This window comes from Chryseobacterium sp. KCF3-3 (assembly GCF_045865955.1).
Taxonomy (GTDB): domain Bacteria; phylum Bacteroidota; class Bacteroidia; order Flavobacteriales; family Weeksellaceae; genus Chryseobacterium.
Map to the genome: position 1 here is coordinate 3,944,244 of NZ_AP035792.1, position 23,877 is coordinate 3,968,120.

The 23,877-nt window shown below is 34.2% G+C and carries 15 protein-coding genes; 12 read left to right on the top strand and 3 right to left on the bottom strand.

Annotation, left to right across the window (positions count from 1 at the left end):
• The first annotated feature begins 402 nt into the window (after positions 1 to 402).
• The 4 genes from ACKTTZ_RS17680 (at position 403) to ACKTTZ_RS17695 (ending at position 4,983) form a co-directional block, all read left to right on the top strand.
• A complete protein-coding gene (locus ACKTTZ_RS17680; RefSeq protein ID WP_407846195.1) occupies positions 403 to 2,562 on the top strand; it encodes a TonB-dependent receptor in 2,160 nt (719 codons plus the stop codon).
• Between the two features lie 448 nt (positions 2,563 to 3,010).
• The gene (locus tag ACKTTZ_RS17685; RefSeq protein WP_407846196.1) at positions 3,011 to 3,364 is read left to right on the top strand and encodes a hypothetical protein; all 354 of its coding nucleotides are present in this window, start codon (positions 3,011 to 3,013) and stop codon (positions 3,362 to 3,364) included.
• A gap of 440 nt (positions 3,365 to 3,804) precedes the next feature.
• Positions 3,805 to 4,560 carry a helix-turn-helix domain-containing protein gene (locus ACKTTZ_RS17690; RefSeq protein WP_407846197.1) on the top strand — a complete coding sequence of 252 codons (756 nt, stop codon included), beginning with the start codon at positions 3,805 to 3,807 and terminating at the stop codon, positions 4,558 to 4,560.
• 24 nt (positions 4,561 to 4,584) lie between these two features.
• On the top strand, positions 4,585 to 4,983 hold the full coding sequence (locus ACKTTZ_RS17695) for a VOC family protein (protein ID WP_407846198.1): 399 nt from the start codon (positions 4,585 to 4,587) through the stop codon (positions 4,981 to 4,983).
• Positions 4,984 to 5,161: 178 nt separating this feature from the next.
• Here ACKTTZ_RS17695 and ACKTTZ_RS17700 read toward each other — a convergent pair whose 3' ends face one another.
• Positions 5,162 to 6,739: a helix-turn-helix domain-containing protein gene (locus ACKTTZ_RS17700; RefSeq protein WP_407846199.1), complete on the bottom strand. Its 1,578-nt coding sequence runs from the start codon at positions 6,737 to 6,739 to the stop codon at positions 5,162 to 5,164.
• Between the two features lie 468 nt (positions 6,740 to 7,207).
• Here ACKTTZ_RS17700 and ACKTTZ_RS17705 point away from each other — a divergent pair, with 468 nt between their 5' ends.
• From ACKTTZ_RS17705 to ACKTTZ_RS17715, 3 genes are all read left to right on the top strand, one after another.
• Positions 7,208 to 7,648, top strand: coding sequence for a transposase (locus tag ACKTTZ_RS17705; RefSeq protein ID WP_407846200.1), 441 nt, complete (start codon positions 7,208 to 7,210; stop codon positions 7,646 to 7,648).
• A 1,631-nt stretch (positions 7,649 to 9,279) separates the two neighbouring features.
• On the top strand, positions 9,280 to 9,495 hold the full coding sequence (locus tag ACKTTZ_RS17710; RefSeq protein WP_407849184.1) for an N-acetyltransferase: 216 nt from the start codon (positions 9,280 to 9,282) through the stop codon (positions 9,493 to 9,495).
• A gap of 221 nt (positions 9,496 to 9,716) precedes the next feature.
• The gene (locus tag ACKTTZ_RS17715) at positions 9,717 to 10,544 is read left to right on the top strand and encodes a helix-turn-helix domain-containing protein (RefSeq protein WP_407846201.1); all 828 of its coding nucleotides are present in this window, start codon (positions 9,717 to 9,719) and stop codon (positions 10,542 to 10,544) included.
• A 335-nt stretch (positions 10,545 to 10,879) separates the two neighbouring features.
• Here the strand turns inward: ACKTTZ_RS17715 and ACKTTZ_RS17720 are convergent, their stop codons facing one another.
• Positions 10,880 to 11,614, bottom strand: coding sequence for a hypothetical protein (locus tag ACKTTZ_RS17720; RefSeq protein WP_407846202.1), 735 nt, complete (start codon positions 11,612 to 11,614; stop codon positions 10,880 to 10,882).
• Between the two features lie 576 nt (positions 11,615 to 12,190).
• On the opposite strand from ACKTTZ_RS17720, the gene ACKTTZ_RS17725 reads away from it, so the two are divergent.
• The 5 genes from ACKTTZ_RS17725 to cas13b all read left to right on the top strand — a co-directional run bounded on the left by ACKTTZ_RS17725 (position 12,191) and on the right by cas13b (position 20,513).
• Complete coding sequence (locus tag ACKTTZ_RS17725) at positions 12,191 to 12,859, top strand: hypothetical protein (RefSeq protein WP_407846203.1); 669 nt, start codon at positions 12,191 to 12,193, stop codon at positions 12,857 to 12,859.
• 152 nt (positions 12,860 to 13,011) lie between these two features.
• The gene (locus tag ACKTTZ_RS17730) at positions 13,012 to 13,893 is read left to right on the top strand and encodes a macro domain-containing protein (protein ID WP_407846204.1); all 882 of its coding nucleotides are present in this window, start codon (positions 13,012 to 13,014) and stop codon (positions 13,891 to 13,893) included.
• A gap of 16 nt (positions 13,894 to 13,909) precedes the next feature.
• Positions 13,910 to 14,461, top strand: coding sequence for a TIR domain-containing protein (locus ACKTTZ_RS17735; RefSeq protein WP_407846205.1), 552 nt, complete (start codon positions 13,910 to 13,912; stop codon positions 14,459 to 14,461).
• Between the two features lie 291 nt (positions 14,462 to 14,752).
• Entirely contained in the window at positions 14,753 to 16,954 is a 2,202-nt protein-coding gene (locus ACKTTZ_RS17740) for a CHAT domain-containing protein (RefSeq protein ID WP_407846206.1), read from the top strand.
• Between the two features lie 121 nt (positions 16,955 to 17,075).
• Positions 17,076 to 20,513, top strand: coding sequence for a type VI-B CRISPR-associated RNA-guided ribonuclease Cas13b (cas13b, locus tag ACKTTZ_RS17745; protein ID WP_407846207.1), 3,438 nt, complete (start codon positions 17,076 to 17,078; stop codon positions 20,511 to 20,513).
• A 1,762-nt stretch (positions 20,514 to 22,275) separates the two neighbouring features.
• Here the strand turns inward: cas13b and ACKTTZ_RS17750 are convergent.
• Positions 22,276 to 23,712 (bottom strand): serine hydrolase, encoded by a 1,437-nt coding sequence (locus tag ACKTTZ_RS17750; RefSeq protein WP_407846208.1) that lies wholly within the window; start codon positions 23,710 to 23,712, stop codon positions 22,276 to 22,278.
• Positions 23,713 to 23,877: the final 165 nt, after the last annotated feature.

Consider the following 23,877-nt stretch of genomic DNA (forward strand, 5'->3'; position numbering starts at 1 on the left):
AAGGTATACAGTAGGGCCATTAGGATCCCATTGTACTTTCCAATGAGATTGCCATAGCAAAGCAATCATTATGAACTGGCAGAACAACTGCACCTGGGTGGATAATTTCCGCATATTTTGTCTTGTTTATTTATTTAGAATTAATAAAAATAATATATCTTTGCTGACACTTTTTTATAAAAAAATTCAAAGAAAAATTCTATTCAAAAACAAGCAATGAAAATCAATCAATGCAGTATGGCTAAGATAGCAGCCGTATTATTATATTGTTCTTATTCGTTATCCTCCAGAGTTTTCGCTGCGGTAGCTTTTATTCAACCAAATCATTTATCTATATATTCTTCTCAGGTTCAGCAAAGTGGTACTATCACTGGCCGGATTCTCAATGAAGAAGGAGTACCTTTGCCAAACGTAAGTATACAGCTAACCGGCGCAGGAGAAACCAGGTCTGATGAAGAGGGGTATTTCAAATTCGAAGGTATAGCATATGGAAAATATAACCTAATACTAAGTTCAGTAGGATTTGAAAGTATCACCAGGGAGATTGAGCTGAGCGAAGGAGCTTTTAAATTTTCCGAGCCATTTCTTATGCAGCAAAAAGGACATCATTTGGATGAAGTGGTTGTTACGGCAAGTAGATTGGCAGAACATATTGATGAAGTGCCTTCATCGATTACTTATATTGGAGGTAAAGCGCTCGATCAGCAAAGGCAGATCAATGATAACCTGCCTTCTATATTGATGCAGAAAGTTCCAAGTATTTCCCCCAGTGAAGAAAGCCAGAATAACTTTATTGCCAAGATCCGCGGACGAAATTTTTTGGTATTGATTGATGGTATCCCGCAATCTACACCTTTACGTAATGGAGGACGTGATCTTCGTACAATTGATGCCAGTGCCATAGATCACATTGAGGTTATCAATGGAGCCACAGCAATGTATGGTAATGGAGCTGCCGGCGGTGTGATAAATTATATAACAAAAAAGCCAAAAAAAAATAAAAATTTCAGCTCATCAACTTATCTCAATAATTCAATGAGCCTTGTAAAGCCAAGTGAAACTTATGGATATAATATTGCGCAACTTTTTTCGGGCCAGGTTGGAAAATGGGATTATGTTGTTCAAGGGAAGATAGGACACGCGGGGGTGGTTAGGAGTTCAGATGGGGTAGTAGCAAGTCCCTTTTATGGTCTGGGTGAAACAAAGTCTTATAATGTATTGGCTAAAATTGGGTGTCAGCTTTCTCCGGATCATCATATAGAAGTAATGGGGAACTATTACCGCAGTTTGCAGGATAGCAAATACGCAGGCACAACGGGTATATTTGGTCAGTCCCCAGCGATTGGAATTCCATCTGATATGGTTGCAAATGGGGGTACTCCTTATAACAAGGCCTTGCATCTAAAATATGATGGGCAGTATGGAAATACGGCAGCGAACTTAAGCATGTATTATGAAGATATGAATACGGTTTTTGAAACCTATAATCAGAACTACTCTGATCACAAAGGAGCAAGACTGAATTTCAATACGCCACTTGAACTAAGCAGCTCTTCAAAAATGTCACTGATCTACGGGCTTGATCTCTTAAAGGATCACACCGTACAGAAAACCCTCAAGGACGAATTGGTAACACCGGACATGAATATGAATAATTTTGCCCTGTATCTGCAGAGTAAGGTAAACATTGGAGCCAATTGGATCTTAAAGGGTGGGATCCGTTATGAAAATATCCGATTTAAGGTTGGGGATCTAACAAAAAACGGTAAACTGACGTTTGGTGAAAGCAATAATTCTGATGCTCTTGTTTTTAACCTTGCCACCAGATATAATAAATACAGCTACTTTCAGCCGTTCGCTTCCTTTTCACAGGGCTATTCTATCGGCGATGTGGGACTTATATTGCGAAACGGCGTTCCTTTAAGCCAGATTGATCCCAAACCAGTTGTTGTCAACAATTTTGAGGCGGGTATCAACGGTAAGCTATCTGTTTGGGACTACCAGCTTACAGGTTATTATAGTACGTCTAAGAAAGGAACTAATTTTGCGGAGACTTCTGTACCTGGTAAATATGAGCTGCTCCAGGTTCCTCAGCGCATTTATGGTGTTGAATTTGTGGCAAATGTAAAACCGCTTCAATGGTTGTCTATTGGTACGGTACTGGGATACATGGATGGACGTCAGGATTTAAAGAATGAGGGGACTTTTAAAGATAAACTGGACAATTCGATAATCTCTCCCTTCAAAATTAACCTGAATGTTGACTTTAAGCTGACCAAGCAGTGGAATGTTTATGTGCAGTTCCTCCATTTAGGTGGAAGAGACGTGTTTCCGGTAGATGCATATAATTATGGGAAATATCCAATTTCGGGGTACAACTTAGTGGATTTCCAGACGAAATATAAATATCATAATTTTACTTTTTTGTTCTCCGTTAATAACCTATTTAACACCGATTACTATCCAATACATGCCGAAGTACGTGGCGCAACCAACGAGGGGCGCTATTATATCAAGGGTGCGGGGACAATGGCCAACCTGGGAGTACAGTTCGATCTGTAGTGCCAAGAATTTAATTCGGCTTATGTTACCATATTTATAGTAAAGACAAGGCAGTATACTTCATTATGATTACCCTATATAGCATGGCTCTGGAAAATTCTAGGGCCTTTTCAAGCATTTTCTAGCTTTTATTCGTTCTGCGCTATATACAGCTAACTGAGATATAGTTGCAGCAATTTTTTCAGACTTTTGAAACGACTATACGGATCTTTTTTGTTTTGAATTCACTAGTGGAGCATCAATGGTGAAAAAATACAATAATAATTCCTTTTTTAACAAGATAAATAAAGTGATCATTTTTAATTTTGCACACCGAAAAACGTGGCGTAATAACATAAGGAATTTAAAGAGGGGCTGACCTACGGGCTGTTTTACATTATCATTAAAATCTTTGTTTTTATGCAGTAAATTAATATGTAACTATTAATTTCAATATAAATCTAAAATTATGAAAACTTTTTTGAATGTGTTTTTTATTGGTGCTGCCTCATTAGCATCTGCACAGATTGGCATTAACACTGCAAATCCCAAGGCGACTCTTGATGTTACAGCAAAAAAAGAAGTACTAACTATTGATGGACTAATACCTCCAAGACTGACACTAGAAGAGCTAACTGCAAAGGGTAATAGTTTATACGGAGCGGAGCAGGATGGAGCTATTCTATACATCACAAACGTTTCAGGTGGTGATAGTTTAGGGCAAAGAGAATTTATTGAAAGTAAGGGACTCTATATATTTGATGCTACTGCCAGTAATAATGAGGGACGTTGGATGTGCTTATTTTGCTATGGTGTTCTTTAAATAGTAACCATTGCCGTTTGAATTATTTACTATCTGTATATTTATTTTAAATAGAGCATCTATTTATAAAAAGAGAGAATATATTCTCTCTTTTTTTAGGCTTTGCATTTTCATGCCCTTAAAATAAAAAATTATCACAGCAATAACCAGGGAAGATTTTATATTGATTTGTCATTATAATTTTAAGAAGAGCATGCAGCTGGCTATACATAATTTATTAAATTTATAATTTGAAAGAAGCAAGTATTGCTCTCTTTTACATTAGTCACTATCTTGCTACCGAGTCGTTCATAGAGGATCATTGCCTTATGTACCTGGTTTCAGCTTGATGCTTGTCTGTGATGCACAGAATGAATATGAGCTGTTGAGAAAGAATATGGTATAGGCGTAAATTAATTCGGTCGGGGGTTATTTTTTTAGAACCTTTAATATTACAGTAGTTGAAAACTGATCTGGAATACATTTCGGTGCCGCCACCCCAAGAGCTGAATCATCTTATAGAAAGTATATGGATGCTGCGAAATCATTCCGGGGATAGTGCAGAAGCAATAGTGCTTCCAGACGGAAAAATTGATCTTTTCCTTTTTTTGGATCAGGAGGCAAATTTTGAAATTTTTATGAGTGGCATATGTAATGAACCAATCATAAAACATCCTTTTCCGAAATCAGTCATGTTTGGAATAAGTTTTTATCCCACTGCTGCTGAATATATTTTCAAACATTCTTTTGCCGATTCTCTTAACCAGAAAATTATTTTACCCGCTGATTTTATGGGATTTTGCAGAGGAGATTTGGATAATTTTGAAAGCTTCTGCAAGAACATATGCGATAGGATACAGCTTATTTTGAATGAGCCAATCGATAATCGTAAGGTCATGTTATTTGATCTGATCCTTCGTTCAAAGGGAGAAATTAAAGTTGAAGCAGTTTCCTCCGAAATCGGATGGAAGAGCAGAGAGATGAATCGATATTTTAGAAAATGGTTAGGAATAACTTTAAAGTCCTACATTGATATCATCAAATTCTGCCATTCACTCAAGCAGCTAAAAAAAGGAGACTTTTATCCAGAACTCAACTATGCGGACCAATCCCATTTTATAAGAGCCGTTAAGAGGTTTTCAGGATCTAAACCAACTGTTTTAAGCCAAAATAATAATGACCGATTTATCCAATTAACGGTGCTTCCTGATGAGTAATTTTGTTTTAATAAAATAAAAAAAATGGAATTAAATCATATTAATCTGGTCGTAAAAGATGTTGATAAAGCTGTTGAACTGTTTGCAAAATATATGGATTTTCGACTGCTTGCCAATCGAAATAGCAAAATGGCCGTTATGGAAAATAACAATAATTTTGCATTGGTAATCTGGGGACAGGTAATGAACAATGATGAAAGAATACCGGATTATCCTGAAAATTTTCACATCGGATTTTATCAGCAAAATGAAAATGCTGTAAGGTGCATGTATGATAAAATTAAAGATGAATTGTATCTAAAAATAGTAGGTGTTCCCAAAAAAATGCGAAATACTTTTGGTTTTTATTTTTACTTTGAAAATCTGATGATTGAGATAAGTGTAAGTCCGTTTATTGGCAACGCAGTACCAGAAAACAGATAAAAATGCAATATCAGCAAGAATACTCATTCGTAGGAGCAATCCTAGGAGAACTCTTCAAGTTACAGTATAAGAAGTATTATCGGTTGATGGGGTGGGAGCTCGAAGAGTTAACTATAAAAATAGATAGTCTATACGGAGTAATATTCGTCGGAATTCACCATACATTGGCTCCATATTATTAATTGGCATTTTTATCTGATTTTTTTTCTTCGGCAAGTAGCCTCAAGTAGGAAGAAGGGGTCATGCCTGTGACTTCTTTGAATATTTTCGTAAAAGCCGGCGAGGTTGCAAATCCTCCTAACTCGGCAAGATAACTGATTTTATATTTTTGGAATAAAGGATCAGATTCAATTTTTTGGGTTATATAGTTAATCCTAAGAGTGTTAATGTAGGTGGTGAAGTTTTCGGACTTATGTTTTTTGATGATCTCTGACAGGTAGCGTACATTGGTCTGTAGTTCGGCTGCCATACCACCGAGAGTAATTCCTTTTTTAGTAAACTGTAATTTGGCTTCAAATTCTTCCAGACCTTTTAAAATATGTACTTCTGTATCATTATGAATCAATTCAGTAATTTTTGTAGTAGGTTTATTGTCGATGCTGTCAGCCGTTGTCTTTGACTCACTAAGATAGTTGCGAAAATTTAAAAACTTCTTTTTTTGACTTTTGTATTTTCTATTTTGGTAGATCAATACAACAATTAATATCAAAAGAACAAAAGCTGACAGGGAAATTATTTTAATAAAACATCCTTTTAGCTCTTTCTTTTCTTCTGAACTTTTCTGATATTCTTTGGTTACAGATCTCAGTTTATTTTTATTTAGCTTATTGTCTAGGCATAGGTATTTACTATGGTATTTTTCTGCAAGTTTTGATTCCTTTATCGCTGTATAAGCATCGGACAATGATTCGTAGATAGCTAAACGTCCCACATAATCATTTTTATCCCCGATTTCTAAAAATTTATTTCCATAGTGTATGACACTGTCGTATTGCTTCTTACCTTGGTATGATTGTGCAAGTCCAAGATAAATCCTAGAATAAGTACGAGGATTTTTTTTTACATTGTTTTCAAATGCCTGATTTAATGCTTTAATCGCTGGATCGTAGTGGCCCATATCTTGAAGGATTGCGGCCAGATTGATATAACCAACAGATCTTTTGTTGTATGCGAGGGGAGTTTTTCTATAATATTCTAGGGACTTTTCAACTAAGCTCAAACGCACTTTTAAACTCTCAGGCTTAGTGAATTTTTTATCTGTAGTGCTTAAATTTAAAAAACTAAGGACGCTATAAAGATTTCCCAAGGTTATGTTTTTTGATATATCGCTATCATTGGAATTTTCGAGAATCAATATGCCTTGATTAATACAGCTCTTTGCTTCTTTATTGAAACCCATTTCTTGATAAGTCATTCCAAGTGCGCCTAAATTGCTTGCTAGACCAGACTTCATATTGGCTTTTTTACCAACCTCTATTCCTTGTTTAAAATGTGCTGTCGCTTTTTCAAAATTACCTTTTCGTTGGTACATATACCCCAAATTTGCGTAGCATAAAGAAGCTACATTGTATTCTTTTTTTTCTATGGAAAGTTTGGCAAGCTCTCTGTACTGTGCTTCTACATTAGCATAGCCCATATTTTCTTTTTCTGCAATTGTTGTAAATCTTTTTGTAAGTTCTGACGATGCTGTCTGGCCATAAATGGTAGTAGAAAATATAAACAGAAGTGCATAAATGTTTTTAGCTAATGTGTTCACCTGGTCGATTTTTTTTTGATCCTTGTCTTTCTAGATTTGAGTCTGCAAATGTAAATAATTAATAAATGGATTGGGTTCGTAGAAATTTACTGTTGTTTAAGGGTGTTTTATAATATATTATTAATCAATGTTTTGTATTTACTTGATTCTGAAATTACATTTCTCGATTTCCGAAATAGATAAACTTTTATTCACTTGATTACTTTCTTTTATACGCAATTATTGATGTAAAATGTTCACTTATATTAAGAATGTAGAGAGGGAAATTGTGGTTTTGATTTCCGAAATTGAATGATGAAGCTTTAGGATAGCATCAAGAAACTTTCGACATTTACACCCTATGTTTTTATGCGGCGCTTTACAGTGAAGCGGTCTTTAGCAGTCTTATCAGTTGTGACTAAACAGAAATTTCTTAGCTCAATTGCAAATCAAAGGATAAAAAATAACTGACAAATCAAAAGTTAATAAATGAATTTTAAGAATATTCATATTGGGGCCTTAATAAGGCAGAAAGTTGAGGAAAGCGAAATGGATTTTACCCGAATCTGTAATTTTTTCAAGTGTGATGACTATGAAATTGAGCAGATGTTGAATTCGGAAGACTTGCGAGCAGAAAAGATTCTTTTATGGAGTAAATTACTAGAGTATGATTTTTTTAGGATTTACTCCCATCATTTAATATTATTTTCTCCTCCCAAAGCGCAATCTTCAAAAGATATAAAGTCAGTTAACAACAGGAAAAGTAAGCTGCCGGAATTTCGCAAGAATCTGTATACAGTTGAAATCATTGATTTTATAATTGAACAAATAACAAATGGGGAGAAAACCAAAGCTCAGGTAATTACGGATTATGGGATTCCTAAAACAACACTCTTCAAATGGTTAGATAAGTATAACAATCGACGATGATTATAAAAAATCACTACCTAAATGTATAGAAATATGCCAAACTACAAATTGATTTTTAAGGATATCCTGGAAAAAAAATTCCCGGATAAAAAAGAGGGATGTGAATCAATACTCAGTAAAGAATCATTGTCCAACATAGATATAATTAATTTAAATAAGATCATATTCGGAAAGTCCGACTCTACAAGTGAAGGTCTGAATCAAAAACATCGGTCCTATGATGAAGCTTCAATTCTGGAGATATTGAAATTTCAAAAGAAAAACAGTTTGAGCAACGTACATGTAGGCAATCACTATAAGATAAGCAGAAATACAATTGGGAAATGGAAAAAGATATTCAGTGACCGAGATTTAGAGTGATTCTGTATTTATAAATTCTGTATTACTTTATGATGTTAAAGCCACAATGATTTTCTTCATTAAAGAAGTTGTATTTCAGGTTGCGCCTCCAAAAATACATTATCGACATCAGCTAATTTTGAATTCATATTTCTATATAATAAGATAGTAGGAAGAATCTTTCAATTCTACAGTAAGTTTAGCTTAAGTGAACCTCTTATTTTTTTGAAATCGGTATCGCTCAAGTGCGTAACTTTTATCTTGAAGCGATTTTTTTTGTTATTGTGATTCATCACAGTAATTAAAATGCTATCGGACATCAAAGAATTTTCGCGCGTCAATGATTGAACCGAAGCAACTGGGAACTCAAGTACAGGAAAAATTATTCCTTTCTTTAGGGGGTGGTAGCTTTTAATAGAAAACGTAGCTCCTATATTCTCGAATTGTAGTACTCTGATGTTAAACATCGCTTTTAGTATAATGAAAGTGATTAAGATTGAAAGACAAAATAACGGCCATCTCAATTCTGTTTTTATCAAAGACTTGAGTATGATGCCACTGCAGGTGAATAAACAATTAAGAACCAATAAAATAAAAAGAGTTTTCATCCTGGCAACAATGGTGTCTATGTTTGTTACAATCATTTTTAATATACTTTAAAATTACGGTGCGCAAATTTAGCTGTATCGAAATCCTGATAATTTGTTAAAATGGGGCCATATTTTGTAAATTTTTCTTTAAATGATTTTTGGAAGTGTCTATATCTAGAAAAGGCTTTTCTGGCAACATATTTAAATAATTTTAATTGCTTTATTGATTTCGGAAAATAACTTTTGATAACTGTTTTTTCGGAAATAGATAGATACTTTCGTTTTTTTATACTAAAATTCTGATGATATTTACTGCATCAAAAAACATATTTTTCCATGAAAAAAAGCATTCCACTGTTTGTCTAAGGTGACCCAATCGCCTATTATGTAAGTCTGACCTTACAATCTTTGAGACGATCAACCACGTTATTTTTCGGTGTATTCTTCTTTTCCATAAACTGAAGTTTAGTAAAGTGTTTACTTAGCCTATGACTTAACTGTATGTCAGTGCATACGGGGTATTATAAATTTAGATATAGGCTGTTGAAGAAGTATAATATGTGCTGGGAAATGTTTGATGCTGGAAATTGACAATATTTTTGGATATAAAGACATACACATTAAATGAAAACACAAATTCAGCTAAATAATCTTTTTCAAGGAGAGATTCAGCTAATCAATAATGGATTTAAGGTCGGCTATATGGAGATTGCTGTTGTTGAAAGCAGGATCACTGTTTATAAGACGGTAACTGTCCTAGATGATGAAAGAAAAAATGAATATTATTCCTTACTGCTTGATCACCTGGTCAATTATACGAGAGAAAACACATTGAAGATTATACCTCTCTGTTCATATATTTCCAATTGCTTTAAAAATAATCCGTACAAGTACAAGGATATATGGTTAAATGTATAGTCCCGGTACTAAGCCGCATTTATTAAATGAGTAGTGGTTGATTTCACTATGAACTTCGTTATGGCACTTTCAATATACTGTTAAGTATTTCTATCAATTTTTTCAGTTAAATAAAAAATACCTAAGGACTGCAAAGGCTGTAGGTATATTCTATAACAGTTATTTACGGTGCTGTTTGAACAAAATACACAAATGGTTTAAAGATTTTTGAGATTAAAAATATGTACTTAAATAAAGAACAGTTAGATCAACTAGGGTTTAATATCAACTGGCTGGGTTCGATTGTTGGAGGCAGATCGAAAATAATGGAGTTTAATACGCTCGATTTTTTTTGGATTTATATTGTTTTGGAAGATCTTGAACTGAGGGTTGAGTGTACATCGCATGAGGTGAAGAGCGGTAATATAGTTTTTATAGGCCCCCAGAGAAATGTTGTCTTCCGTGGAATTGATGATCAGCAGGTGATCGCTATTGCATTTTCACAATATTTTTATGAGCGTTCAATTAGGGATGGATTATTTCTTAATTCAGAATTATTTTTTAATTATAGTTCTAACCTCTTTGTTGCTCCCATTTTGGAGATAGGCGAAATTAAAAGAAGCTTTATAGAACGGATACAGTTTTTTAAATCTAAAGATCAGAGCTTATACGCAGCGGTTGTACATAATCTTATCGAGAAATTGATACTTGATGCATTTGTACATCTACCTATCAAAGATGTTAACACTGAAATTTCATATGATTATTTATACTATGTCAACAGATTTATCCTGCTATTGCACCGTGATTATAGAGAAAAAAAGAAGGTGATTGAGTATTCCAGCCAATTACATATTTCATCCAAAAAATTGTCAGAGATGACAGAAGTAATTATTGGTAAAACAGCAAAACAGGTAATTATAGAAAAGTTGGTTAATGAATACAAAAAACTTAAGAGCTATTCTAATTATAATATCTCACAAATTTGTTATGAGCTTGGATTTAGTAATGAGGGTAACTTTAGCAACTTTATCAAAAAGCATACAGGAAAAAATCCTTCGGAATTTTAAAAAAATCATGCAGGCTGGAAGGGCGTAAATATTCGCTTTTATTCAATAATAGGTAAGAGCTTGAATGTTGAGGAGAAGAGATGCTTTGACATTCGTGCTTTTAAAATTGTAATATAATAATCATATATCCAAGCTCTTAACCATATTATTTTTCCAGTGTTTCGTGGTTTTTCTTTTTTTCGCCCTGTCCAAGCTAAAGAGTCAGCCCTTAACAAATATTGGTAAAGACTGACCTTTGTGTTTTTTTGTTAAATACTAATAAGTTTGTGTTGTTGGGAACAAGTCATTTGTAATATCTAATGAGTCACAAAGATATTTTGATATTTGATATGTTGCTAGTCCGTGACTTTGTGCACGGATACTGAAGCTTTGCCATCTGTAAGCAATCCGAGATTGACTCCTCCTGTTTCCACAGCGAAAGTTAAAGTATCTCCAGTATTTAGTTGGACGAGAGTTCTTAACTTACTAGATGTTACAGGTACTGCAGCAAGTGTAGTACCTAATATGGAAACCCTAACAGCATCGAAAATCTTTTCTTCAAATACTGTAGTTCCATTTTTAAGGACTCCTAATTTTTTACCCCCCAGTACACTAAGATCAATACCGGCTTCCAGCTGTACTTCGTAGTTGACTTCGTAAATTCCTGGCTTAGGGGCTGTGTACACTCCGGCGTTCAAAAGTGATGCTACTCCTGTTTTTGTATCTGTAGAAGTCAAATTGATTTTATTCCAGTTTGTTCCTGAAATCCCCAATGATACTAAAGACCAGGCTCCATCTCTACTGGCATATAAACCGGTACCTGTGGTTCCCGAGGTACCTGAGTTTCCTGAGCCTTGTATAATCATGGCTTTCCATATGGCGTTGGTCGCATCATAATAGTAATGGCCAGGGCTTGTTACATTTATTGTCTTTGAAGTGGGGGGCTGTACGGGTTGTGTAACATACACAATGGCTCCATCTTGACTTGTACCATAGGCTGTATCTTTAGCTTTAAGCTGATCGCCTGTTAATCGAGGGGTCAGTAATCCGTCCGGAATTGTTGAACTGGCTGGATTACCAACTATGTCCATTGTTGTTGCAGGATTCTGAGTATTTACGCCAACTTGTCCAGATAGAAATTGTGACAAAATGAAATATGGAAGAACAAATACACTTTTCTTCATGGTAATTTTGTTTATTGGTTCGATGTAAATATCTGAATATTAGTTGTGTGCTGGGAATTTGTATTTTTAAATTTCGGAAAACAGTATGTTATATATTGTTTTTTCGGAATTAGAAGGATGGTTATTTTGTTCGTAAATTGGCGTGTATTTACGTCTGCAAAGCAGCTGGGTCAAAATCAAACGTATAACATCGTGATTGCAAAAAAAATCTGAACGAAAGAATATATGTGATAAATAACCGGTTTTTAATTGTATTTGATCTCGCGATTTCTGTCTGTTCACTTTAATTTGAAATATTTTTTAATTATTTCTTGAAGGTTCTTACAACTGTTTTATTATGTATTTTGAAAATTGATTATTGCTATAACCAGGAAATATTAAATTTATCAAAGTGATTACGGGAAACAGTAAAGATTTATATTAAATATATAATATTTTAGCAAAAAAACACATTCTGCATGAAATCCTAATAATTAAAATATATTGAAGAATAATTTACCCCAAATATGCTACTGGTGTGGTAAAAATCTGCCTGCAGATAATAATACACGAGAGCACGTTCCTCCTTTTACGTTTTTCCCAAAAGGTTATAGGGAGAATCTAATGACGATACCTTCTTGCTCGGAACATAATAACAATTTGTCTGATTTAGACGAGAAATTTCAATTTTTCATAAAGGCATTTAAAACAAATGAGATTGCAATTAATGATTTAAATACAAGAGTAAAAAGGGGATTTGAAAGAAAAGAAAAGCTGTCATTTGTTAGGAATTTGGAAGAAAAAAGTAGATCTGGAACAATATCTGGAAAACCTCATTGGTTTTTACCTTTGGAGGAGAATGAAGCTGAATTATTTATCGAAAAAATGATTCGAGGACTATATTTTTATCATAAAGAGAAACCTGCAAAGGGAATCATTCAAAGTATTTCGAAAAGGATTATCTATGAAAATGGAATTAACACAATTGCTGGAGTTGATCTTTTAAAGGAAGATTTAAATCCTGATATTTTAGCTAAAGGAGAGTATAATAATCCTAATGTTTTTAAATATCAATATTTAGATTGTGAAGATATGTTTATTGTTTTTATGCAATTTTATGATAACGTTGAATTTATTGGATGGAAATATCCTGAAAATTTTTCTTTTGACTAATAAGTTCTGCGACTACACTTGATATTGCATGTCAGTGAATAGATGTGTAATACTTAAAGAGATAATAAATATCTTATTTTATTTTATAATACCATATCGATAGGAAATTACTATATTGGTATGATAGAAAACTATTAACCTTCACTATTATTATGAATTTAAGTTATACATGGCAGTCCATCAAGACTAAGTCATATTGGGAGTACGCATTGTGGACATATGATTCCTTAAAAATGTTTCTCGCGGTTCTAGGCGCATTTTGGACAATTTTCGAAATGATTTCATTTTTCAAACTTCTGGATCAGAACAAGCTGCCTTCATTTACTTTTCTTGTCCTCTTGGTTGTATCCTTGATTATTGTAATTATAACAAGAAGGCCAATTACTAATATAACTTACAAAGTTGCAGGAAGAGATCAGGTCATAGTTGTTAAGATTGGAGACATTTTTAATGAGAAGGGGCAAAAGGTTATTAGTACGAATACAACATTCGATACAGATATCCAAACAGGAATTATTGCACAAGGAAGTTTGCAGGGCCAATTTACTAAAAAATATTTTCCGCAGAATATACAGGCTCTAGATAGTCTTATTGATAATGAGCTTGTAGGTTTGAGTTCCGTGGTATATCAAAAAAGGTCCGGAAAAGATAAAAAGTATCCGCTTGGTACTACAGTACGGATGGATATTATGGGAGAAACCTTTTATTGGCTGGCTATGTCAAATCTAAATTATGATAATACAGCAGGTTCAACATTGCAGGAAGTACTTACTTCTCTGGACGGTCTTTGGGATTATATAATTGCCAAAGGTGAAAATGATCCGATTGTTTTACCTCTGGTTGGCACAGGTCGAGGAAGGCTTAAGACTCATAGAAAAAGGGTAATTGCACGTTTAGCTCAGTCATTTACCCAATCCAGTGAACATAATGTTTTTAGCAAGAAGCTGATCATTGTTGTTCATCCTAGTGATGCTGAAGAATTTGCAGTAAACCTCTTTGAGGTTCGTGATCTGTTAAAAAATTATTTACCATAGGAAAAAACTAATTATTATGGCTTATAGAAACGGTACTTACGTAGCATTCCATGCAAATGGAACAGATTATCCACTTCATTCGGATATCAAATATTATAATTTAATTAAGGCTTGGTCGGGGAAAGTAGGTGATAACTTCACAATTGTGAACAGCCACGATAAAACCGCCGCTGTCAGAGACACCAGCTCAAAAGAAACATTGAGGCGAAGATTAAAAGAGAGACTTAATAGTAGTAAGAACATGATACTTATTATTGGTGAAACTACAAAGAATGACGACGACTGGGTACCATTTGAGATTGAATATGCCGTTGATACCTGCAAGATACCTTTAATAATAACATACGTGGATATTAGTACACCAATTTATAACTGTAGCCCGCTTTTGTCAAAACTTCCTAACGCTTTACGTACTAGGATCGCGGACAGAAGTGCCTCTGCTATTCATATTCCTTTTAATAAAAAGGTATTGCAGGATGCTCTTCGTTTTACTTTTAACAATAAGCCTAATGGTTATGGAGAAGGAATTTATTCTCAGGAAGCCTATAAAAACTTTGGAATGATTTAGCATTTTAGAATCCCTGTTACTAAACTGCATTGGCGATTTTAGTTTAGAATAATAGTTTTACACCAAATAAATACTTAATAGTACTAATATCAACCTTTTCGGAAAAAGATACACTGGATTGTAGGGTACCATTTTTTATTGGATAGAGAACCGGGAAGGTGAGGTTGACTATTGATGTCGAATAGATACAATCTGCACTTGGGTTGTCCCTCCATGAATAAACATACAATTTTACATTCTTTTTTTTAATTAATAGAATAATCAGTACTATAACGTAGCCAAACTAATTTTATGAAAGATTTAAATTCAAAACTGTCGATTGTTTCACCTACGCAAATACAGTATACTTTATTTAGTGGCGGAGCTCCAAATGAATATACATATTTCCATAATATGGTTTTGAACATTTTACGGGAGTTTCCTAAAGACCTTCTGCAGTTAGAAGATGCTGCTGGCTATTACGATTTGTTATTTCGCTCTGGTCTTAGTAGAGGTATTAACCTATACCTTTTGCAGGCAAAGTTATTTGCTGGAGATCGCACTATGAATATTACTCTATTTAATGAATATTCTGGATTATTTAACATGGATCTCGTTAAGGTATTTTTCATTGATTGCAGCATCAGTAACCACGAACAGATAGGACATCTGGTTGCGGATACAAGCTTTGGTTATTATACAATAATTGATGATGCTGATGAGGAGAATAGGGCGTTTTATAATGCGGAAAATTTTTTTGCGGACGCACAGGGCCTGATCAAGCTTTTACAAAGAGATTTGCCGAAAATAAATGGGATTTTAAGGCGCGAACATGACATAGAAATTGGAACATTTAATTTTGATATCAATCCAAAAGTAGATGAACTAAATCCCTTTTATCCGACAGCGTATAGTCATTCCAATTATTTCCTTCTGAACCAGATTCTTGCAAATGATTGGTTGAAAAAACATGAATGGCCAGATAAAGAGAAGATGCTGATGTTCACTAAAAGGAAAGCCTTGATTCAACTGGATCAGGCTACTGTAATTGATGGTCTTTCTCAAGTTATTCGGATAAAAGAGCCAGCAGTGCCGATAGAACCTCTATATCCACCAATAGTGATCATCGCGCCATTTCATTTTCCAAAGTATAAAAAGTTAGTCACAAATCCATTTGAAACAAAGAGACAAAAAATGTTATTCCGTGTGTCGCAGACGGAGCAAGAGCTGGATTACACCTATATGGTCAACGAGGATGTGCAAAGGGAACTACAGAGTGATGTCATCGGAGAAACGCTAAGTGGCCTGACCCAAAGGCTAAATTTCGTAGACTACGCTGGGTATCTTCATGCTCAACTAGCAAACTCTCCTATGTTCAGGATGCCAATTATGGGCAAATCTCTTAATATGGATCTGTCACATTTTGAAAATGCTTTTTCCACCCGCAAGCAGGCTATAAAAAAAATCGAAACTATTGGTGAACTAATGCGAAAGAAAATGATGATTCCAGAATTAAAAGAATACCTTGAAGAAAGAAATGGGCAGATTGTTTTTATTTCGGATTTGCCAATGGAATGGTTGAAGATGGAGAAATATCCACTTTGTTTCACTCATGACATCTGCCGTATACCCGAGTTCAATTTTAGCAGTCTGATGAACAACTACATTCACAATCAAAGGCTGGCCTTCCAGATATCGAGTGATATATTGCAGAGAACACTTATTATACATTGTGCAAGCGAAGATGATCATGACATGCACCGCTATTTTGGAGGGATTTCAGCAAAGCAGATGGCTATTGGTTTCAAAAGCGTATTTTGTAAAACTGTTGATGAAATAGAGGCTGAAGTTCATTCATTTAAACCAGATTTGCTAATTTTTGACTGTCACGGAGATTTTGATGGGAAGGAACTTTCGAGTTTCCTTGTCGTTGACGGTAAAAATAAGATTCGGTTAACGGGAGAAGAAATAATTTCGCGAGGTATCAGCGCACCATTGGTATTTATTTCTGCCTGTAGTACGATGCCAAATTATGGCTATGTGAAGTTGCTATCTGATGCCTTTATGCAAGCAGGTGCATTTGCTGTTACTGCCACATTTCTGCCCATCATGATGAAGGATGCAGCTGTACTTATTTTAAGGTTGTTGAACAACCTTAAACAACAGCAAGATAAGGTTATTTTTTCCAATTGGTTAGCGTTTGTTTCTCACACTTTACGAAGTACCCTTATATCTGAAGCTGTAAGAAATATACGATCAAAATATAAGCTCGGTAAAGAAATAGATGCTGATAAAGTAGCTAAAATCCTTCTCAGGCTGATGATATTTGATACGCGCGTTGAGGTGCTGGATGAGTTGAACGCATATGTGAAAAGTATAATTCCGGAAGCAGATATTGCCTTTGAGAATCTGGATCATGAATGGCTATCGTATACAACACTAGGTCGTGCCGATCTGATTAAATTTGAACTTTGGCTCAAAGCTCATCAGAATATAAATGAAATTGAAGTGTAATACTTAATTGGTAAATATTGAAAGTTTACGATACCTAAAACTTGTCGTAACAGAAGTCGATGGTATTTTATTCTTGATTTTTCTTGTTGAATAATTTATTTATATCTATTAATAAACACCTATGGAAACCCAAACAATCGGTCAAGGAATTTCCTATGATCATTCTAAAATACAAGACAAATATTTTTTTGGAGGATTCTTAAATTTAGCAGAGAACAATATTAAGACTGTACTAAGAGCTTTTTCAGAAAAATTTAAAGTTGGTGATGTTGATGCGAAGCAGTTTGCTGATGTCTCTCTAAAGGATAATCTCCCCGACAACGATTTTCAAAAGAGAGTGTCCTTTTTAAAAATTTATTTCCCGGTTGTTGATTTTATCAATAACCCAAATAATAGAGCAAAGTTCAGATCAGATCTTACTACACTTTTTAAATCAATTGATCAACTAAGAAATTTTTATACGCATTATTATCACAAGCCTTTAGATTTTGATGTTTCTCTTTTTATTCTTTTGGATGATATTTTTGCCAGAACAGCTAAGGAAGTGAGAGACCAGAAGATGAAAGATGATAAGACCAGACAATTGTTAAGTAAATCCTTATCAGAAGAACTGCAAAACGGGTATGAGCTGCAGCTGGAGAGATTAAAAGAATTGAAGCGACAAGGGAAAAAGGTTAACATACATGATCAGCTGGGAATTAAAAATGGTGTCCTTAACAACGCTTTCAATCATTTAATATATAAAGACGGTGAGTCTTTTAAAACAAAGCTCACTTACAGTTCAGCACTGACTTCCTTCGAACCGGCTGAAAACGGTATTGAAATCTCTCAAAGCGGCCTTTTATTTCTTCTCAGTATGTTTCTTAAGAGGAAGGAAATTGAAGATCTAAGAAGTAGAATTAAAGGATTTAAGGCTAAAGTGGTAATAGATGAAGATGGAAAGGTAAATGGTCTTAAATTTATGGCTACCCACTGGGTTTTTTCCTATCTATGTTTTAAAGGACTCAAATCGAAGTTATCCACTGAATTTCACGAAGAAACATTACTCGTTCAGATCACTGATGAGCTCAGTAAAGTTCCAGATGAGCTTTATTGCGCGTTTGATAAGGACACCAGAGACAAATTTATAGAAGATATTAATGAGTACGTTAAGGAAGGCAATCAGGATTTTAGTTTGGAAGAAGCTAAAGTCATTCATCCTGTCATTCGTAAACGCTATGAAAGTAAGTTCAACTATTTTGCTATTCGGTTTCTAGATGAATTTGTGAAATTCCCTTCGCTAAGGTTTCAGGTTCATGTGGGAAACTATGTCCATGACAGGAGGATAAAAAATATTGATGGGACAACATTCCAGACGGAAAGGGTAGTTAAGGACCGTATAAAAGTTTTCGGAAGACTTTCGGAAATCTCCTCTTATAAGGCTCAGTACCTCAGTTCGATTTCAGATAAACATGAAGAAACCGGATGGGAAATATTTCCTAAGCCATCTTATGTATTTATCAATAATAACATACCCATTCATATTTCTGTTGATACGGGTCTTAAAAAGGAGATTGCCGATTTTAAAAAACTGAGAAGAGCCCAAGCGCCGGACGAATTAAAAATAAGAGGTGCTGAGAAAAAGAGAAAGTTTGAAATAACCCAGATGGTCGGTAACAAATCAGTACTAAACCAGGAAGAACCGATCGCGCTTCTATCCTTAAACGAAATTCCCGCTCTTTTATATGAAATATTAGTAAATAATAAGGAGCCTGCAGAAATTGAACGAATAATAAAAGACAAGCTCAATGAAAGACAGGAAGTCATTAAAAATTATAATCCTAAAAATTCGCTTCCTGCTTCTCAGATAAGCCGAAGGCTGCGATGCAATAAAGGAGAAAGAATTATAAATACAGATAAATTACTTCAACTAGTGACAAAAGAACTGCTTGTTACAGAGCAAAAGCTGAAGATAATCTCGGATAACAGGGAAGCTCTTAAACAAAAGAAAGAGGGTAAATATATCAGGAAGTTTATATTTACAAATTCTGAGCTAAGTAGGGAAGCCATATGGCTCGCCGATGATATCAAACGTTTTATGCCGGCAGATGTGCGAAAAGAATGGAAAGGCTACCAGCATAGCCAGTTGCAACAGTCATTAGCTTTCTATAACTCACGGCCCAAAGAAGCACTGGCAATCCTAGAAAGTAGTTGGAATTTAAAAGATGAAAAGATAATCTGGAATGAATGGATATTAAAGAGTTTTACGGAAAATAAATTTTTTGATGCTTTTTATAATGACTATTTGAATGGAAGAAAGAAATATTTTTCTTCTCTATCTGAACACATTGTTCAGTATACTTCCAATGCTAAAAATCTTCAAAAGTTTATTAAGCAGCAGATACCAAAAGACTTATTCGAGAAGCGTCATTATATTATAGAAGATTTACAGACAGAGAAAAATAAAATTTTGTCCAAACCCTTTATTTTTCCAAGAGGTATTTTTGATAAAAAACCAACTTTTATTAAAAATGTTAGGGTTGAAGATAGCCTGGAATCCTTTGCAAACTGGTATCAATATGGTTATCAAAAAGATCATCAATTTCAGAAATTTTATGATTGGAAACGTGATTACAGTGATATTTTTTTAGAACATCTTGAAAAACCTTTTATTAATAATGGTGAAAGGAGAACTCTTGGTATGGAGGAGTTAAAAGAGCGTATTATTATAAAACAGGATCTTAAAATCAAAAAAATTAAGATACAGGATCTGTTTCTGAAACTTATTGCTGAGAATTTGTTTCAAAAAGTCTTTAAGTATTCCGCAACACTTCCTTTAAGCGATTTCTACTTAACTCAGGAAGAAAGAATAGAAAAGGAAAATACGGCTGCTCTACAAAGTGTACGGAAGGAAGGTGACAAAAGCCCAAACATCATAAAAGACAATTTTATATGGAGCAAAACGGTTCGATATAAAAATGGACAGATAATTGAGAATACTGTTAAACTAAAAGACATCGGGAAGTTAAATGTTTTATCATTAAATGATAAAGTGCAGACGCTTTTATCTTATGATGATGCAAAACCCTGGAGTAAGAATGCATTAGAAAATGAGTTTTCTATTGGTGAAAATTCTTATGAGGTGATAAGACGGGAAAAACTATTCAAAGAAATTCAGCAATTCGAATCTGAAATTTTATCTCGATCAGGATGGGATGGCGTTAATCATCCCGCTCAATTAGAAGATAACGGGAACCCAAAGTTTAAAATATATATTGTTAATGGAATTTTAAGAAAATCTGCAGGATTATATAGTCACGGTGAAGATATTTGGTTTGAGTACAATGCAGATTTTAATAATCTGGATGCAGATGTTTTAGAAACTAAGTCTGAATTGGTACAATTGGCTTTTTTAGTGACAGCTATTCGAAATAAATTTGCTCACAATCAACTTCCGGCAAAAGAATTTTATTTTTATATTAGGGAGAAATATGGATTTGCAGATGAGCCCTCTGCAGCATTAGTTTATCTGAATTTTACAAAGTATGCTATTAATGAATTTAAAAAGGTGATGATATAGGTAAATCTTGTATTTACAATGTAATTCAATAACAATTAATCATATCAATGTTGGGACGTATTACAATTTGAAGGGTATTCACAGCTTGGTGACTCATGGCTAGTTTTCTTTAAGTGTTGGTACGTATCACAATTTGAAGGATATTCACAGTACATCTTCATCTCGGTCGTTTGAGCATGAAGTTAGGACGTATCACATTTTAAGGGTATTCACAACTAAATTCTTTCATATCTCTAATTTAGTTTGGTTGGCACATATCACAGTTTGAAGGGTATTCACAACCATAATATTTTTGATTTAATTGTTTGAAATGTTGGGACGTATTACAGCTTGAGGAGTATTCATAACAATTTGGTACCCATGCTAAAACAACACTAAGTTGAGACATATCACAGTTTGGAGGGTATTCACAGCTATTATCCACCTATTAAGGCAGCTAGTTTTGTTGGAACGTATTACAGTTTGAAGCGTATTTACAACCTTAAAGTTGCTTTGTTTATAAACTGGTCGTTGGGACGTATCACATTTTGAAGGGTATTCACAACGGTTAACCCTACTACCCGGTCGACCGATGGGTTGGGACGTATCACATTTTGAAGGGTATTCACAACTCTTTATTCGTTGTTTTGTTTTTATAAGTGGTTGGGACGTATCACATTTTGAAGGGTATTCACAACTGGTTACAAAATGATGCTCACATACCGAAAGTTGGGACGTATCACATTTTGAAGGGTATTCACAACTCTTTATTCGTTGTTTTGTTTTTATAAGTGGTTGGGACGTATCACATTTTGAAGGGTATTCACAACGAAATTTGACATAAGACGGGTGCATTGGCTGTTGGAACATACCACAATTTGAAGGGTAATCACAACACATACTCGTCGAATATTCGTTCTTTCTCCGTTGAGACATACCATATTTTGGAGGGTAGTCAGAACATTGATTGTCTTGATTTATATGATGAGGTAGCTAGAACCTATTACATTTTGAAGGATATTCTCAATTATTCTTTAATAAGCACGTCAAATATGAGCCTATATTTATATGTATTAATTGTGTTATATTAATAAAAGAGAATTTGGCATTTTACTGTACTAAGATGTATGTACATCAGTTATTTAATGTTGCTTAGAAAACTAAAGAGGGGTATTAGGTGTTCGACTGGCCGGCCTCTCAGCCCAGTGAGAGGGATTTATGTGAAAAATTCAAATATCTAAGAATTAAGGGTTTTAGCTAAAAATGCTTATATTTGCCTAATGAACTTAATTTATTGTAATTAAGATTTTAGGAGAATTAACAAGATATACGAGCGAGTGGCCCATATGTGGCATCTTTCGATTTTCAATTTGTAACTGTTTGGTTTACATTTTGATAGAAGCACGGGTGGCAATCCCTCACTCTCCCACTAAAGAGACAACTATCAAATAGTTGCCTCTTTTTATACCTGCATGTTGTACATCAATGTGTTGATTCTTGAATATTTATATCTGGATTTTTAAGCTATATTCCATAGTCGCCTGGGATAATTTTTTTTAAATGCCTTTATATTTTATCATGATGTTTTTCAAAAGTCCGATTTCTCATTAAGGTTTTGAAGTTTTCTTGGTTTGGTTTCTTACATTCAAAGCGAATTACTTAACAAACAAAACTTCTTTCAAGTAAAGAACAAACTTTTGATGAAATAAGTGTATTCAGAGATAGTCATTTTGGAAAAAATGAGAAAAAAGATTTAATATTATCTTTAATTATTTTAGAGTAACTATTTACCGCTTTTTAAATTTTCATACTTAATCTCAGCCTCTTTATCCTGTGGCTCTCTCTTTAAATAGATTTTCAAAGATTCAATGGCTTTTTCCTTTTGATGAGATAATCTATAAGCTTCACTCAAGTTGTAATAAGGTGTGGCGGAATCAGGAAACTGAGTAGTAGACAGCTGAAACAGATCAATTGCCTGAATATATTTTTTTTCGAAGAGAAACTTTTGCCCATATCTTTCTATTAAATTCTCCTTAAGGATATATTTTTTGTGTGAATCACCCTCTAATTTTTTTATTCCGGCAGAAAGACCCTTTTTTTTCACTGTCCGGATAATATCTTTTGTATAGAAAAAGTTATCTGTTGCATTTGTACTTCCTGTTAATTGCTTTTTAATGAGATTGGAAATTTCCCAATAATTTTCAACTTCTCCGTTTGTTAAAATTACAACAGTATAGCCAGACTCAGGGAAAATCATCAGTTCGTTTGCTATTCCAAAATGTCCGCCTGTATGTCCAAGCATTCTTTGACCGTTTAAAAAACTCTCAACAATACCATAAGCGTAAGAACCTTCTTTATATTTTACTTTACCAGTGGAATACAGCTGTGTAAATTCTTTCCTCAGTAACGTGTTTTGTTGAAGAGCCATGGAAAATCTCAACAGATCCTCTGCTGTTGAATATCCTCCACCTGCCGGCGTGCCTTTGGTTACATTGCTATACATATTGTTTTTCCAATGCCCTGGTTTTTCCAATAGCATTGTATATCCTATTGCCATATTCGGGAATGCCTCTTCCAAATCATAAGAATCTGTATCCTTCATTTTTGCGGGTTTGAAAATATAAGTTCTTACATAATCGAAATAACTTAATCCAGAAACTTTTTCAATGATCAGTCCTAAAACCATGTATCCCGAATTGCTGTATTGAAAACCTTTCCCAGGAGAAAATAGTAATTCCTGTTGTACGTAAAGTGGCAAATAATCGCTTACCGCTTTAAACTTTTCTTTCGCTAGTTTGTCGTGTTCGGCCCAAAAGTTTCCCATTCCGGAAGTGTGTGTCAATAATTGATGAATGGTAACGGAATCGGCTACTAGTTTATTGGGGAATTCGGGTAAATATTTACCAACTCTGTCATTTAGCAAAATCTTTCCCTTTTCTACCAATTGCATAATGGCTAAACCCGTAAACATTTTATTCATAGAAGCCAAATTAAATTTGGTATTTACTTTATTGGGAATTTTGTCAGCTATATTAGCATATCCGAAAGCTTTCTTATAGATCGTTTTATCACCTCTGGCAATCAAAACAACACCATTAAAGTAATTCTCCTTCTCAAGAATATGCAGTTGTTTTCTTATGACAGACAATTTAACCGATTGTCCAAAAGTTAATGTTCCCCCAAGAATAAATAGTAATCTTACCAGAAAGGATCTTATCATATTAAAAAAAATATAGTGGTTGTTCATTATTTCCTTTTTCTTTTTGTCGTAATTATTGAACAGTCATGCTCTATTTTGCCAAATAACCAATTGTTATATCCATGGGGCTATAAATTTTTTTGGTTCATGCAGAATTGCAGTTGCTATAAATTTTTTACAAGCTGT